At 44.5% G+C, this 14,814-nt stretch carries 13 protein-coding genes and 1 pseudogene; 5 read left to right on the top strand and 9 right to left on the bottom strand.

Features of this window, described 5'->3' with window-relative positions; translation table 11 throughout:
* Positions 1–8: 8 nt before the first annotated feature.
* From ACEW9I_RS12630 to lepA, 6 genes are all read right to left on the bottom strand, one after another.
* Positions 9–707 carry an HAD family hydrolase gene (locus ACEW9I_RS12630; protein ID WP_373540685.1) on the bottom strand — a complete coding sequence of 233 codons (699 nt, stop codon included), beginning with the start codon at positions 705–707 and terminating at the stop codon, positions 9–11.
* A 176-nt stretch (positions 708–883) separates the two neighbouring features.
* Positions 884–1,681 carry a class I SAM-dependent methyltransferase gene (locus ACEW9I_RS12625; protein WP_373540684.1) on the bottom strand — a complete coding sequence of 266 codons (798 nt, stop codon included), beginning with the start codon at positions 1,679–1,681 and terminating at the stop codon, positions 884–886.
* 47 nt (positions 1,682–1,728) lie between these two features.
* Complete coding sequence (locus ACEW9I_RS12620; protein ID WP_373540683.1) at positions 1,729–2,478, bottom strand: GNAT family N-acetyltransferase; 750 nt, start codon at positions 2,476–2,478, stop codon at positions 1,729–1,731.
* A gap of 132 nt (positions 2,479–2,610) precedes the next feature.
* Positions 2,611–3,015 carry a type II toxin-antitoxin system HigA family antitoxin gene (locus ACEW9I_RS12615; RefSeq protein WP_373540682.1) on the bottom strand — a complete coding sequence of 135 codons (405 nt, stop codon included), beginning with the start codon at positions 3,013–3,015 and terminating at the stop codon, positions 2,611–2,613.
* Complete coding sequence (locus ACEW9I_RS12610) at positions 2,999–3,298, bottom strand: type II toxin-antitoxin system HigB family toxin (RefSeq protein ID WP_373540681.1); 300 nt, start codon at positions 3,296–3,298, stop codon at positions 2,999–3,001. The genes ACEW9I_RS12615 and ACEW9I_RS12610 overlap by 17 nt, the downstream gene beginning before the upstream one ends.
* 17 nt (positions 3,299–3,315) lie before the next feature.
* Complete coding sequence (gene lepA, locus ACEW9I_RS12605) at positions 3,316–5,130, bottom strand: translation elongation factor 4 (RefSeq protein WP_373540680.1); 1,815 nt, start codon at positions 5,128–5,130, stop codon at positions 3,316–3,318.
* A gap of 522 nt (positions 5,131–5,652) precedes the next feature.
* Between lepA and ACEW9I_RS12600 the strand changes: the two genes are divergently transcribed.
* The 4 genes from ACEW9I_RS12600 to ACEW9I_RS12585 all read left to right on the top strand — a co-directional run bounded on the left by ACEW9I_RS12600 (position 5,653) and on the right by ACEW9I_RS12585 (position 10,849).
* Complete coding sequence (locus ACEW9I_RS12600) at positions 5,653–8,133, top strand: dynamin family protein (RefSeq protein WP_373540679.1); 2,481 nt, start codon at positions 5,653–5,655, stop codon at positions 8,131–8,133.
* A 214-nt stretch (positions 8,134–8,347) separates the two neighbouring features.
* Entirely contained in the window at positions 8,348–8,740 is a 393-nt protein-coding gene (locus ACEW9I_RS12595) for a hypothetical protein (RefSeq protein ID WP_373540678.1), read from the top strand.
* Positions 8,741–9,043: 303 nt separating this feature from the next.
* Complete coding sequence (locus tag ACEW9I_RS12590; protein ID WP_373540677.1) at positions 9,044–9,616, top strand: RNA 2'-phosphotransferase; 573 nt, start codon at positions 9,044–9,046, stop codon at positions 9,614–9,616.
* Between the two features lie 42 nt (positions 9,617–9,658).
* Positions 9,659–10,849, top strand: a complete 1,191-nt coding sequence (locus tag ACEW9I_RS12585) for an AAA family ATPase (RefSeq protein ID WP_373540676.1) — start codon at positions 9,659–9,661, stop codon at positions 10,847–10,849.
* Positions 10,850–11,063: 214 nt separating this feature from the next.
* Here the strand turns inward: ACEW9I_RS12585 and hppD are convergent, their stop codons facing one another.
* Positions 11,064–12,089, bottom strand: coding sequence for a 4-hydroxyphenylpyruvate dioxygenase (hppD, locus tag ACEW9I_RS12580; protein ID WP_373540675.1), 1,026 nt, complete (start codon positions 12,087–12,089; stop codon positions 11,064–11,066).
* Positions 12,090–12,198: 109 nt separating this feature from the next.
* Positions 12,199–13,053, bottom strand: coding sequence for a methyltransferase domain-containing protein (locus ACEW9I_RS12575; RefSeq protein WP_373540674.1), 855 nt, complete (start codon positions 13,051–13,053; stop codon positions 12,199–12,201).
* A 434-nt stretch (positions 13,054–13,487) separates the two neighbouring features.
* On the opposite strand from ACEW9I_RS12575, the gene ACEW9I_RS12570 reads away from it, so the two are divergent.
* The gene (locus ACEW9I_RS12570; protein ID WP_373540673.1) at positions 13,488–14,411 is read left to right on the top strand and encodes an EamA family transporter; all 924 of its coding nucleotides are present in this window, start codon (positions 13,488–13,490) and stop codon (positions 14,409–14,411) included.
* A 26-nt stretch (positions 14,412–14,437) separates the two neighbouring features.
* On the opposite strand, the pseudogene ACEW9I_RS12565 reads toward ACEW9I_RS12570, so the two are convergent.
* Positions 14,438–14,599: pseudogene (locus tag ACEW9I_RS12565) on the bottom strand (type I restriction-modification system subunit M N-terminal domain-containing protein); the annotation flags it as partial.
* Positions 14,600–14,814: the final 215 nt, after the last annotated feature.

Genomic DNA, 14,814 nt, shown 5'->3' with positions numbered 1-14,814 from the left:
GCTGGGCATTAGTTAGATCCAAAATATGCTTTCACTCGATCGAGTTCTAAATCGGCAAAGGTATCGATCGTCCAATTTGCCTGCCGTTGCAACATGTGAAACGGGTAAGTATGCGCGATCGCGACTGCTTGAATATTAGCCGCTTTTGCAGCTTGCAGTCCGGCAAAAGTATCCTCGATCGCCAGACATTCTGATGCTGATAAGTTTAGATCTGGATAAAGTTTGGTTAACCTTTCGATCGCCAGTAAATATCCGGCTGGATCTGGTATTGGCTGACTGATATCATCCCCAGCGACGATCGCATCAAAGTATAGTCCGATCCGCGCTTGCTTCAATACCAATTCTACTTCCGATCGGCTTGATTCAGTTACAACCACCAATTTGTAGCCATCATTATACATTTGCTCGATGAACCCAATTATGTCAGGATAAATCGGCAATACTTCTAGTTGCTCCACTCTTTGACGATAGGCGATCGCTTTTTTGGATATCAGTTTATCTAAATATTCATCAGTCACATATCGTCCACGTAGTTCCAATAGCTCCTTTAGACATGCTCGATCGCTCCTCCCCACAGATAACTTCCGTGCTTTACCTTGTGATGGTAAGTTCTCAGCTAACAATAATTCATCAATTAGCTCCCGATGAATCGATTCATCCTTGATAATTACTCCATTAAAACTAAATAGAACCGCTTTTAAAACCACACTTAATTGGTGAATGGTGAATGGTGAATGGTGAATGGTTAATAGTGAATTTGATAACCATCTGTAGGTTGGGTTGAACGAATGTGAAACCCAACAACCTCAGCAATAATTTGTGAGTGTTGGGTTGTCTCGTTCCGAGGGGCTACGCCAACGCCTTGCTCAACCCAACCTACCGCCTATCTCTTAACCCCACGAGTGACTTGATTGAGCCAAAATACATCTTTAGTGCGGACTTCATCAAAGCCAGCTCTCCCCAACCAGGCATCGAGATTACCTGCGGCGTATGCTTGGATATATGGTTCCTCAAAGATATTGTTCAACCAATCCAGACTGCGGAGCGTGGTTTGATTGCCATCGAGAATGACGATTTGTCCGCCAGGAGCGAGTAATCGATAGCTCTGAGCGAGAATGGTTTGGGCTGTCGCTGGGGGTGTTTCATGAAACAACAGTGCCGCCGTAATCAGATCGAAACTTCCTGCCTCAAATTGAGATAAATCTGTCGCTGTGCCGTGTTGCCAATCGATCTCCACACCAGCTAGTTTGGCTCGATCTTCAGCAACTGCCAACATGTACGGAGACAAGTCCAAACCCGTCACTACGGCACCTGGAAAGGCTTGCTTGAGTGGGAGCGTCATCGCCCCAGTACCACAGCCTAGATCGAGAATTCGTTGCGGTTGGGAGCGAATTTCGGCGATCGCGCTTTGGCGCACCCACGGCTCATAGGGTGGCAATACATATTGTGTAATCGGATCGTAGGTAATCGCTGCTGTCTGTGTCAAGTATCCACCTTCAATCCCGTGATAGTTTTGAGTGTGATAATACTCAGGATAGACAAATGCGGCTGGTTGATAGCGATCGATTGTACCTTGCCAGTCGATGCGATCGCGCACTACGATCATCTGCTCTTTATCCAACAAACCCCGAATCACAGGCGAGAGAAATTGCTCCCACAATGTATCTTTTCTAATCGCCATAACAATATTAGCTAAAATTTACGTCAGTAAGAAACACTTTCTAATTATCATGCAAGATCCTGGGGGATGAACGCATATTCATACCAATCGCAGACTGGAACATAGCCGATCTGTTGATAAATATGATTAGAGGTCGGGTTTGCTGTATCTGTCAATAAGAAACAGCGATCGCATCCCTCATCAAGTAGCTTTTGGCTTAACGCTGCGACACAAGCAGTAGCATAGCCTTTGCGACGATGTGCTGGTGGCGTATAGACCGAACCAATCAGACCAACATTTTGCGAACGTTGCCTGCCTGCCGCCAGTGAAACTGGAATAGTATCATCTTCCCAAATATAGGTACTCTGGGTCTTTAATCGATGATCTACTACTCGATCGAGATCGGTACCCATCACCTCCCCAATTTCAGCAATAAAGGCAGGAAGCCACTCAATCAACAATGTGCGATCTCGTTCGGTTGCCAATCTTAAATAGCCAGGAATAGTAGCAACTGGTTGTACTTCCCTAAGTTGATGTATTTTATCAACGATCGACAGTCGCCAAGCTTGTCCTGTTATTTGTTGCCATACCTGCAAAAATGTTTTGACATCAGGAACCAGCCCAATGACTCCAGGTAACGGTTCTTGATGTAAATCTTGCGCGATTAAAGTCAAGGCTTCCAGATTTTTGGCTTTAGACAGCAATAGTTTGTGAGGAGGTGTGCGGATTGCTGCTGCTACAATCGCCCCCTTGTCTTCAACCCTCACCAAGTAAGGCGGATCTGGATAGCGATCTGCGTTACTTAGCAGTGTTTGCACAACTCCCAGCAACACATTATTTTCTGCATCATTTTCGAGTAAATATACCTGAGTTCGATTCCAGAATCTATCGATCGTGTCAAATTCATGTAATCGTATGATTACCTCATCTTTAATTTTTACCTAATTTAATTATGATTGTAAGAATATTTTCGGTGATAAGTTAAATCGATTACCCAGAGCTTGCGCCCAAACTGGATCGATCGCTTTTGTTCCTGCCAAAACTTGGGCAACCGATTCACTCGATCCAAATATTTTAGCTAACTCGATCGCATCGATGCCACCAGATTCGATGATATGCTGCAAGACTTCAGATGGATCGGATCGATCGATCGGATAATGTTCTACCTCGTATGCCTCCACCAACATCGCAACTAGATCGTACAGTGCCGACTCTTCAGGCGTTTGATTTTGATTAAAAGTCAACCTTTCTGCCACTGCTAGAAACTGTTCGTATTCATCTTCTGTCTCAATTACCTTCGGCTTTACATCAGCAACAAGCTGACCATATACTTTTAGATTAATAGTTTGGGTCATTTTTCCAGGAATCCTTATCGTAGTCGGGATGCGTTAAAAAGTATTTAAAGTAAACTCGTTGCTTTGCATAATTAATACCCACAATTAGGCGGTAGTTATTTCCTTTAATATTGAAAACAGTAAAATTTCCTACTGCTTCAGCACTACGATATACTTGTCGAACATCTTCCAAATTAGACCAGTTAGCATTTTTGACAACTAAATACCAAGTCTCAACTGCTTTTTTAGCATCTGGATATCGATAAGCTTCATTTCGTAAGTTTTTGATAGCAATTAGACGCATGGCATTTTAGCTTGCTATTAGCTATCTTTGTCCAGTTTCAATACTGCCATAAATGCCTCTTGCGGTACATCTACCGTACCGACAGACTTCATCCGCTTTTTACCTTTGGCTTGCTTTTTGAGCAGTTTCTTCTTCCGAGAGATATCACCGCCATAACATTTTGCGAGGACATCTTTGCGTAGTGCGGGAATACTTTCGCTAGCAATTACCTTCGTACCGATCGCGGCTTGAATTGGTACTTTAAACTGGTGACGGGGAATTAATTCTTTGAGCTTTTCAGTCATCGCCCGACCGATATTATAAGCCTTATCGCGGTGGACGATCATCGCCAGGGCATCGACAGGATCGCCATTGATCAGGAGATCGAGTTTGACGAGGTAGTTTTCGCGATAGCCGATGAGCTGATATTCCATACTCGCATAGCCGCGCGTATTTGACTTCATGCGATCGAAGAAATCAGTCACAACTTCTGCAAGCGGTAGCTCATATATTAGTGTCGTTCTTCCTTTGGTGAGATATTTCATATCCTTGAATTCACCACGCCTGTTTTGACATAGTTCCATCAATGTGCCGACATATTCTTCAGGTGTAATCATCTCCAATTTGACATAGGGTTCCTCGATCTTTTGGCGATGATTGGGATCTGGCAGCGTACTGGGATTGTCAATATAGCTCTCTTCGCCGAGATTGTCAGTCACCCGATAAACTACCGACGGTGCTGTGGTAATCAAGTCGAGATCGTATTCGCGCTCTAGTCGCTCTTGAACGATCTCCATGTGCAACAGTCCCAAAAATCCACAGCGGAAGCCAAACCCCATCGCGCTCGAAGTTTCTGGCTCATAATTCAACGCCGCATCATTGAGGCTCAGTTTATCCAACGCTTCTCGCAGCTCTGGATATTGATCCGCATCTGTCGGGAATAAACCGCAAAATACCATCGGTTTGGCTTCTGCGTAGCCAGGAAGCGACTCAGCCGCCGGATTGTTTACCAGGGTAATCGTATCTCCTACCCGCGCATCCCCCACCGCGCGAATCGATGCGGCGAAATAACCTACCTCGCCAGCGTGTAGCTCGTCTACTTGTACCTGCGTGGGTGAAAGGATGCCAAGTTCGTCGATGACATACTCCTTTTTACTCGCCATCAAGCGGACTTTATCGCCTTTTTTGACACTCCCATCCATGACGCGGAAGTATACGATCACGCCGCGATAACTGTCATAATAGCTATCAAATATCAGAGCGCGGAGTGGTTCGTTAACCGTATCTCTAGGTGGCGGTACTAGCAATACCACAGATTCCAAGATCTCTTTAATTCCAATCCCCTGCTTCGCTGAAGTCAAGATCGCCCCACTACAATCGATCCCAATAATCTCTTCAATCTCGGCGCGAACTCGCTCCGGTTCGGCTCCAGGTAAATCGATCTTATTTAAGACGGGAATAATCTCTAAATTGCTCTCCATCGCCAGATAGACATTCGCCAAAGTTTGCGCCTCTACGCCTTGAGAAGCATCGACGACTAATAAGGCTCCCTCGCAGGCTAGCAGGCTTCTAGACACTTCATAAGTGAAGTCTACATGCCCGGGCGTATCGATCAGATTGAGGACATACTCTTGTCCATCGAGGGCGGTATAATTCATCCGTGCGGCTTGGAGTTTGATCGTGATCCCCCGTTCCCGCTCTAGATCCATATTGTCGAGAAATTGCTCCTTCATTTCTCGGTTGCTGACAGTACCTGTATCCTGCAACAATCGATCGGCAAGTGTAGATTTACCATGATCGATGTGAGCAATAATCGAAAAGTTGCGAATTCGCGAAACAGGCACATTGGTCATAATAGCAATCTGAGGATTTGAAGGCTGTGGGACGATAGCGGTGACGATCGCATAATACTGGTATTTTACAGATACCGTCTAGTTTCTCAGTTTAACGCAAGCCTCCACCAAACAGTTGACAGTTAACCCAAGTTGCTACCCATAACCCCAGCGGTTAGAAACCGCCGCTCGGAGTGCGAAGTCCGCCTTCGCGGACTAATAATTCAGTCCGCGAAGGCGGACTTCGCATCATTAGCCGCGACTTCAGTCGCAGGCAAGAAATAGGTAGCAACTTAAATTAGTTAACAGTTGACAGCTATCAAATTGTAGGGTGTGTTAGCGACAGCGTAACGCACCAGTCGGGGATAATTATTGATGCGTTACGGCTGTCGCCTAACACATCCTACGTCAGCGTAAATCGAACCACAAGATTGTAATATTGGTGCGAGATATGGAGTATGTCAGGGTCAATTTGGGTAACCTAAATGCTAGTAGCAAGATAGCACCATGTTTTCGATTCCAACCACATCCAACCCCCGAAATATGACTCCTCAGCACAGTCCCACTACCCTCCCGCAGTGCCAAAACCTCCAAGCGCAGGTAGATGCAGTCCTCAACCTCCTCAAACAAGAACCGACACTCCAAGCACGAGTAGATACTAGTACCGTCCGCGCATCGCTCAAAAAAGCGATCGCACCGACATTTGAAATCGTCTTTGCTGGGGCATTCAGCGCAGGCAAATCGATGTTAATTAACGCCCTACTGGAGCGAGAACTGCTCTACAGTGCCGAGGGACATGCTACCGGGACAGAGTGTCAGATTGCCTACGCCGAGCCAACACAAGAGCGGGTAGTGTTGACTTTTCTATCTGAGGCAGAAGTGTTGAGTCAGGTGCAACTACTGGGCAAAAAACTTGGCTTAAATCTGCACGATCCGCAACAGGCTACCTTACTATTACAAGAACAAAGTTTGATGGATACGCTTCGCGATTCTTGTATCGCCATCATTCAACAAGAAGGTGGTGAAAGCAAGTCAGAGCGCGCCAAGCAAGCATCAGCATTCAAGCTCCTGATCCAAGGTTTTACCGATAACAAAAAGTATATCGACAAAACTACCAATCGTACCCTCTCGATGGAGCAATTTGATTTTAAAAACCTCCAAGAAGCCGCCAGTTATGCGCGGCGGGGTAGCAATAGCGCGGTATTGCGACGGGTAGAATACTACTGTCATCATCCCCTACTCCAAGATGGTAACGTCCTCGTCGATACTCCAGGCATCGATGCGCCAGTCAAGCGGGACGCCGAACTCACCTATACCAAGATCGAAAATCCCGACACCTCCGCCGTCGTCTGTGTCCTCAAACCTGCCTCATCTGGGGATATGACTAGCGAAGAAACCGAAATGCTCGAACGGATTCGCCAAAATCCTGGCGTTCGCGATCGCGTGTTCTATATCTTCAATCGCATCGATGAAACCTGGTATAATGCCCAACTGCGCCAACGCCTAGACAACCTCATTGGCGAACAATTTCGCGACTCGCAGCGCGTGTACAAAACCAGCGGGTTGTTAGGATTCTGGGGGAGTCAGCTCCGCCAGACAAATGCCAGCGACAGATTTGGGCTAAATTCTTTTTTTGCAGTGAGCGTCACCCCCGATCTTGAAGCTCCCCAGTTTATCAATGAATTCAATCGTTATTGTTCCAGCTCTGGCAAATTATCTGGAGACAAATTTCGGGTAGATGTCCGTAGCTATGAATCAGCAACCGAAAACTACGTCCGCATTCTCACCGAACAGGGAAGTGGATTGGTAGAACAACTCATCAAAGATAGCGGCATCGAAGAATTCCGCACCGCCATTACCCGCTACTTGATGGAAGAGAAACGCCCTTTATTATTAGTAAATCTGGCTGACGATCTCCAACCGATCTGTATCAATCTCCGCCGTAACTATCTCGAAAGTTGGCACTACCTCAAAGCCCAGCCTCAAGATGTCAATGCACTCAAAGAGCAAGAAATCCAACTCCTGAGCAAGCAGCTCAAAGATGTCGGTGACGAGTATAAAGAGCATATCAACGCGATCGTCAATGAAGTAGTCGCCAGCAATACTAACGTCGCTTTTGAGGCTGACTTTACCAAACTCAAAGCCAAAATGGTCAGTCGCTTGGATGAATTGCTGACTACTTTCTCTGTCAGTCACGTTCACCAACAAGCCCAAGCCAGTCATCGCCGTAACTCAGTCGTGCCGCTGATTGGGATTTTGAGTGAAGCCTTTTACTACTTAGCCAATGGTTTAGAAGAAGTATTAGTCGCCGCAGTTACCGAACTCGTCGCCAACTTCTTCCAACAATTAACGACTCAAATTCAGAAACAGGAATATTATCGCAATCTCTATCGGTTATTGGGTAACGACAGCGATATCGAACAAAACCTCAAACAGTTAGAAACGATCGTCTCTAGTGCCCTAATCAATGCGGCGCGGGTAGAATGCGATCGCTATGTCCGCGAACGTCCTGAATTTTTCACAGAAGGCACATCATCCCTATTCCAATTGCGTCAAACGCTCCAACAAGCCTGTCGCGGTTACGATCATTACAATATGATCGAAGCCGAGCCAGCAATTCGGCAGTTATTAAAGATCGACTTTGAAGAAAAAGTTCGCGACACCGTGATGCGATCGTTTCGTCAAGTCATCAATCAATCACTCAACAATCAATTATTACCCATCGCCAATCTCCAAGCCGAACAAATCCTCGCTCAATACGATCGCGCTCGGGCATATTTAGCCAAAGCTCTAGAGAAAGAAGCCGAAGAAAAGATTCGTCAAAATCAACGTCAATTAGCCGAAGTCGAACAACGGATCGGTGTTTTCAATGAGGCAGTTGAGGGAATCAATAGCTGTCTGGAAGCCATGCAGCTAGACAGGCATCGGTTACCAACATTGGATCGATCGGATTTATTATTGTTACCTATTAACGATAATATTCAAGCTTTACAGGAGCTATTAGCTATCGGTGAGGGTAATTAACTTTTAGTGTATTCGATCGGTTGGGATATGTTGTTCTAGCTTTATCTGTGGGTTGGGCGGGTTTGATTTAGATTTTGGTGAAGCCGATATCGATCGCATAAACCCGCACCTACAGATCTAAAAATAGAAAGATCTTCTTAAACTTTTAATTCTATGTTCGTTTTGACTAATGCTGGGGTATTTTATAAATATACTATATTCTCGATTGTTATCTATGAAACTTGATATATATGAGTTTAGGCATATTGTTAATAATATTGGCGATCTATTATTTATAAGTGGCTGTCATCAGCCAATTAATATTTCAGTTGAACTTAATGATGATGCCCAAAATAATATATTCATGAAGCTTGCTTTCCCACTGCTTAATGGGAATTCAGAAATTAGAATATATCAAAGCCAAGCTTTTTTTCTTTATCTAGGTGCTACTGGAGAAGTTTTGAAGCAAATCGAATTTAACAATAGTCATCTTCGAGAAGTACATGGATCGTTCAATACAACGCTTAAACAAATATTAGTATTCGATCGACAACATTCTGATAATCAAGCCAAACGGGCAGAAACATCGATCGATCGCGCATCATTCGGATTAGCCGAGGTGAATTAATCAGATCTGTAGGGGCGGGTTTATGATATGGATATCGATCGCATTAACAATTTGCGATCGAACCCGCCCTCCCCCACTCTCCAGAGAGCATAATCTCCAACCCTTGTTGCATCAGCTTTTATCAAAAATCTCCACGATTGAGCGATCGATCGCTAAATAAATCTTCAAAACTTTTTGAAATAAGGCTTATGGCGATCGCCCTCGATTTTTAGTTAAGGAGAGTGACAGAAGAGGGATAGTCACAGTCGATCTCGATTCTGGGTATGCTAAAGATCGATGAGTTCGCGCAAAATTGCAACTTTTATGGCTGACCACCTGCAAATTCCCCAACGCTACGTTAGAATTAGTAAATATTTATCTAAACACTTGCGCCATCAGCCAGAAAGACTGGGACTGGAACTCTTGCCAGGTGGCTGGATTGAAGTAGATAAGCTGCTAGCAGCAGCATCAGCACAGGGATTTGAGATTAGTCGAGCCGATCTACACCAAGTAGTTGCCACCAATGATAAACAACGTTTTGCATTTGATGAATCCGGCGATTTGATTCGCGCCAATCAGGAACACTCGATCGAGATCGACCTCCAGCTTCTAGTCCAAACTCCCCCAGATACTCTCTATCATGGCACTCATGTCAAAGCGATAACCGCAATTTTGGAATCGGGATTGCAAAAAATGTCTCGTCACCACGTCCATCTCACCACAGATCTGAATATGGCATTCAAGGTGGGTGGTAGGCGAGGCGAAAGTGTCATGTTGGCGATTGATACACCAGCGATGATTGCCGATGGCTATAGCTTTTATCGGACAGAAAACGATGTGTGGTTGGTTGATGCAGTCCCACCACAATATTTAACTCAATTAGATCGCGTGCCATGAGCTTTGCAGCTCGGACAGCAAATTTTAGGATAAAAAATTGATATGGGCTACGATAATTTCAACCAGAATAATAATGCTCAAAATAAAGGGCTATTAGCAGCGGGATGGCGACCACTAAATCGAGATTTGGATATTGGTTTTTTTGCTAGTATTGTCGTAAATGATACCTGGAGTTTGGCGAAACGTAGTGCTGACTTCTTGAGTGATGTTGCCGATGCGCTCAGTCGCAAACAATATGCGTGGTGGGCAAATATTCTCAATGTATTTTCGGATAGCGTTCAGTACGAGTTTAACGAGCTGTGGAACTATATTACCCCCGATCCAGCTTCACCCGATCGCCGTCACAAGGATGTCTTAGTTGCCCAAACCCCGATCGTCCAATTAGTCAGTCGTGATAGTATTCCGATCGAGTATGTCCTCAATCGACTCGAAGAAATCACTATGAAGAATATTCTGGAGATTTTGGGTACCCCCGATCTGATTACTCAGTACTACTGGGAACGGTATTTTTATTATCCTACCGAGCGATTTACCACCTGGGAACGGCTGGAAGTCTTGGGTTATGTTTCGGCATATTGGAAGGAATACGATATCTGGGTACAAGTTGAGACGTATGAAAAAGGCAAACGTCAATATACAATTTCTGCCAAAGATTTAGCCCCATTAATTAGTAAAGCTACTTACGATGTAGCCGTGATTCTAAGTGGCTATAAAAGTCGGGTTGGTAAAATCAATAGTGACTACCCCATTCGATCGTTCTCAGCCGAAATTCAAAGCTTTAGCGATCGCGTCCAGCAAGCGATCCTTGAAGAAGATCGAGTCACTGTCTTGATCGATGGTGCGCCGGGTACGGGTAAAACTGTCTGGACGCAAGCACTCGCCAAAGAAGTATTGATGCCATTGGGTTATGTGATCTTTATTCTCGATCGCGATGCGGTGGAAAATTTTGTCCCGCCAAGTTATCTGGAAAAGATTTGTTTGATTATCAATGAAGCTGATAATTTAGCCAAAAATCGCGCCCTCGAATCCGCTCAAGATAATAGTACCACCGAACATATTTTGAGCTTACTCGATGGTACCCTATATCGCAGCGTCATCGATGAAGGGGGGGTGCATATCGAACAAAAATTGGTAGTATTAATGACTTGTAATACTACCGATCGGATGGACCCTGCTTTATTACGCAAAGGACGGGTTGATTTTACCTATGAATTCGTTCACAAATTTGTTTAGGTAACGATCGTCACATTCCTAGATCGCCGCTCCTCAGCGCAACTGGTACATCTCATCAGGATTTGACATCACAATTGAAATTGACCCTGGGACTTTCTTAGGGGTTGCTGGTGACGCTGATGGGCAACTACCAGCGACGCTTGAGCATTTAGTCAAACCGATCGATCGGCAATGTTATAGTCGGGTAGCCGCCATGACTCTAGTTAATTATTACTTAATTAACTAGATTATACTGTTCGATCGCTTCAAATAAAGCTTGAAAATTTCCCTGCCCAAATCCCTTAGCTCGATTGCGGCGTTCGATGACTTCAAAGAAGAAAGTTGGAGATTCAAAGATCGGTTGAGTAAATATCTGCAACAGTACTGCTTCAGGTAGAGATCTAGACCAATCCATCAAAATTTGTAGACGTTCGAGTTGGTGCCACTCATCAACATTTAATAACAGATTTTGCTCTAATCTAGACCTATTTTGTAAATTAGCATAGTAAGTCTGCGGAATTGGTAGACATCCTAATTCTTGTTGTTGCAATCGATCGACTGTTGCAAAGATATCATCGGTCTGTAATGCGATATGTTGAATCCCCGCACCGCGATTGAGATCCAAAAATTCTTGAATTTGAGAAGTACTCGAACTTGGTTCATTGATATTAAACCGAATTTTTTCACAGGCACTTAGTAGAGCTTTACTTACCAGACCCGATGTCTGTGTCTGAATATCAAATGTCTGTTGAACTTGGAAATCAAATAACTCGCGATACCAATTTACTGCTAGCGATAACTCACCACTACCAACATTTAGCACGATATGGTCGATACCAGTAATTGGTTCATTCAAGCCAACTAGATTTGCAGCTACAGCGGGTGAAGATTCCTGTAAAATTGTATGTTCGAGCGCACCCCAGCCCTGAATTCTCACCCATTGAACATTAGCTGATACTGCTGCAACTGCCAGAATTTCGATCCCCAATCGGTCTATTCTTCGCCTAATTTCAGCTAAATCTGGTACCCGAAATGAAACATCCCGAACACCTGATGGATGCCGTTGGAGATATGCGGCGACAGGACTAGTACTAGTCAATGGTGAAGCGATCGCAAATAATAGATGAGCATTACCGACTAGATATTCGATAGTATGCTCATTTGTGCGATCTTCTAGCTTCCTAAATTCCATTTTCTGGACTAACAATTCCAGTGTTTGGTTAGCGTCCATCACCCAAAAATGAATACAATCTATTTCCATAAAGTCAAAATTCTAAGGCTTATTTCAACAGGATTGAAGCATATTCGTTCGTAGACGATATTTCCGAACTGATAGTTCGCAACTTGACAATCTATTTTCGAGCGAGAGTTTATTTAGTAGCCGCAATCAACCCAAACCGAATCAATCCACTCCGATAACCCTCGCTCATCAATCGCAGTGATAGTGCTGCTTCGATCGTTTTCCAGCCAGCCTTAAATAGTCCAAATATCGCCTGCGGTGTAATCGCCGAATCAATAACTACATCCCAAAATGGTGCGACTGCGGTAGACCAATCATCAGCGCGCAAATCCTTGAATCCGCAGGCTGAGACCATATCGGTGTATTCTGGCAGCGAAATCACATAAGGCAAGCAATAAACTCGGTAGATCTCCTGTAGCAGCTTTTGTTCTTCAGTAGTCAGTGGAGTTGTCGCCGTCGTCGGACGATGACACCAAGTGACAAAAATGAGCTTACCACCTGGTTTTAGTACGCGGTAGCACTCTTGCAAAAATTTCACCTTATCTGGCATGTGTTCGCCGCTTTCCAACGACCACAACAGGTCGAAACTATTGTCAGCAAACGGCATCTCTAGCGCGTTCGCTACCTGAAAATCAGTCTGGGACTGCAAACCAGCCGCGCGCGCTCTTTCCTGGGCGCGGTTGGCTTGCACGGGCGACAGCGTAATCCCCGTGACCCGAGCACCAAATTTTTCAGCCAGATAGAGACTACTCCCACCAATCCCACAGCCAACATCCAGAATATTTTGAGGTCGATCGATCGTCAAGCCATCAGCCCAGCTCAGTATTTCTTCGATCAGGTCGATTTGGGCTTGACGACGATCGAGTTTGATATTGCCATCTTCACCATAATACCCGTGGTGCATGTGTTCGCCCCAGACTTCTTCCCAGAGATTGCTCGAAGCATCATAGAATTCTTGGATTTGTTGAAATAGTTGGGTAGTCATTGCGAAATGTCTTTTGGCTGGCACGTCTCACCTATTTTAGCGGAATAACTGGGGCAGGGTACCCAGTCGTATCGCTTAATACATACTTGGAAAGGAAATTATTAGGGATAATTCCTAGCGCAGCAATTCAACTTGAATTTATACTCTGACTAGGTTTTAAGCTTCATTCACAATCTTGTGCTGGAGATCGACCAATTTCGATCGCCGACTGTGGTCTTAAAAATCTTGGATTCTGATTGAGGTAAAGCTGCTTTTGATACTGAGAATCATCTTGGGGTGAAAGTGTTTGCTATTCCTGGTAATGCCTTAATTGTGTTACGATCGAACTAATAATTAAATATTTTAGGTATAAATTGAGCTAGAGATTAGGTCTATAAAGAAGACTAGAGACGCTCTTCAATCATTGGTGAGTAATAAAACTTACTAACTTATTGATGTCTTCTGCCTATTCTCAGCCATCTGTTATGTGGATTCAATACGCTTTATTTAGCTCCTTTTTGTGGGCAATAGTTCATATCCTTGATGAGTATTGTGTAGACAAGATTTTTAGTAAGCCGTGGTTGGGAGTCATTACCAGTTCTGGTATTTCTGTCGGGATTTTTTTAATAATTCCACTAATGAAGATCGGTGTGGTCATTCCGGCTGGAAATATCCTATTTATTTGCTTAATCACTGGAGCTATTATCCAATTCAGTCAGTTTTTTTACTTTCGTGCTTTGGACAATAGTGATTCTGGTACTGTCGCAGCTTACTGGAATATTACACCCGTGCTGCTACCGATCGCCAGTTATTGGTTATTTGGATATTTAATTACTGGGAATAACTATCTGGGCATTGCCTTATTAGTTATCGCTTCTATTGGGCTATGCACGATCGACAAATTTAGCAGTAGATGGGATACTCTATCTTTAATGTCGATCGCCGCTGGACTTCAAACCGTAGCGATCGTCCTCGAAAAATATATCTTCGGTCAAGCTGACTTTTTCGGAGCCTTTCTAGCGATTAATATTGGGATTATCTTGAGTGGATTAGCTAGTTTAGGCATCAAAGAAGTTCGATCGGTATTAGTCCGAGACTTACCGCAGATTAAGCAGGCTTTACCGATCTTTATCGCGATCGAACTGCTCAACTGGGTAGCTCTTTATACCGGACAAATAGCAGTCAAGCTAGGCGATCCAGCTTTGGTTTCGGCAATCGGAGCTTCTACGCCCGCTTATGCTTTTGGGTTATCGTTACTAATTGCCATATTTGGGCAACGTCTCGATCTCGAAACGCGGCGGAAGTTGCCGATGAAGTGGGGCTTAGTGGGAGTGATGATGGTGGGTGTCTGGTTGATTGGTGCGAGTGCTAGAGGTTGATCTTCCGATCGATCGCGATATTCCGCTCGATTGGCTTTGTTCTCGTCGAGCGTGTGTAGATCGTCCAGCCGCCGCAAAAACAGCAAGTAAGTGATTTGTTCGATCGCTTCTAGCGGATTCGAGATCCCTCCCGTCCAAAAAGCATTCCAGATATTATGGATTTGCGATCTGATTTCGCCCGTTAGCATTGCAATTCTTGGTTGGGGGTAGGGCTTCGAGTATACAGCCAACACCGGATTCATCTGCAGCTTGCCCCAACTTACATTAGTTGGGGCAAGCTGCAAGCAGATCGATTTTAACTTTAGTGCATTGATGCCAATTAGAGTGAAGTTTGAGGGCATCTTAGGTAGAGTCAGTTATAAATTCCAACTGAAGTAAAAGTCTCTGTCAGTGGAGATTAAAT

The organism is Chamaesiphon sp., from assembly GCF_041738855.1.
Lineage (GTDB): Bacteria > Cyanobacteriota > Cyanobacteriia > Cyanobacteriales > Chamaesiphonaceae > Chamaesiphon.
The sequence above is the reverse complement of the archived record's forward strand: the minus strand, read 5'-3'. Positions and strand labels throughout refer to the sequence as shown.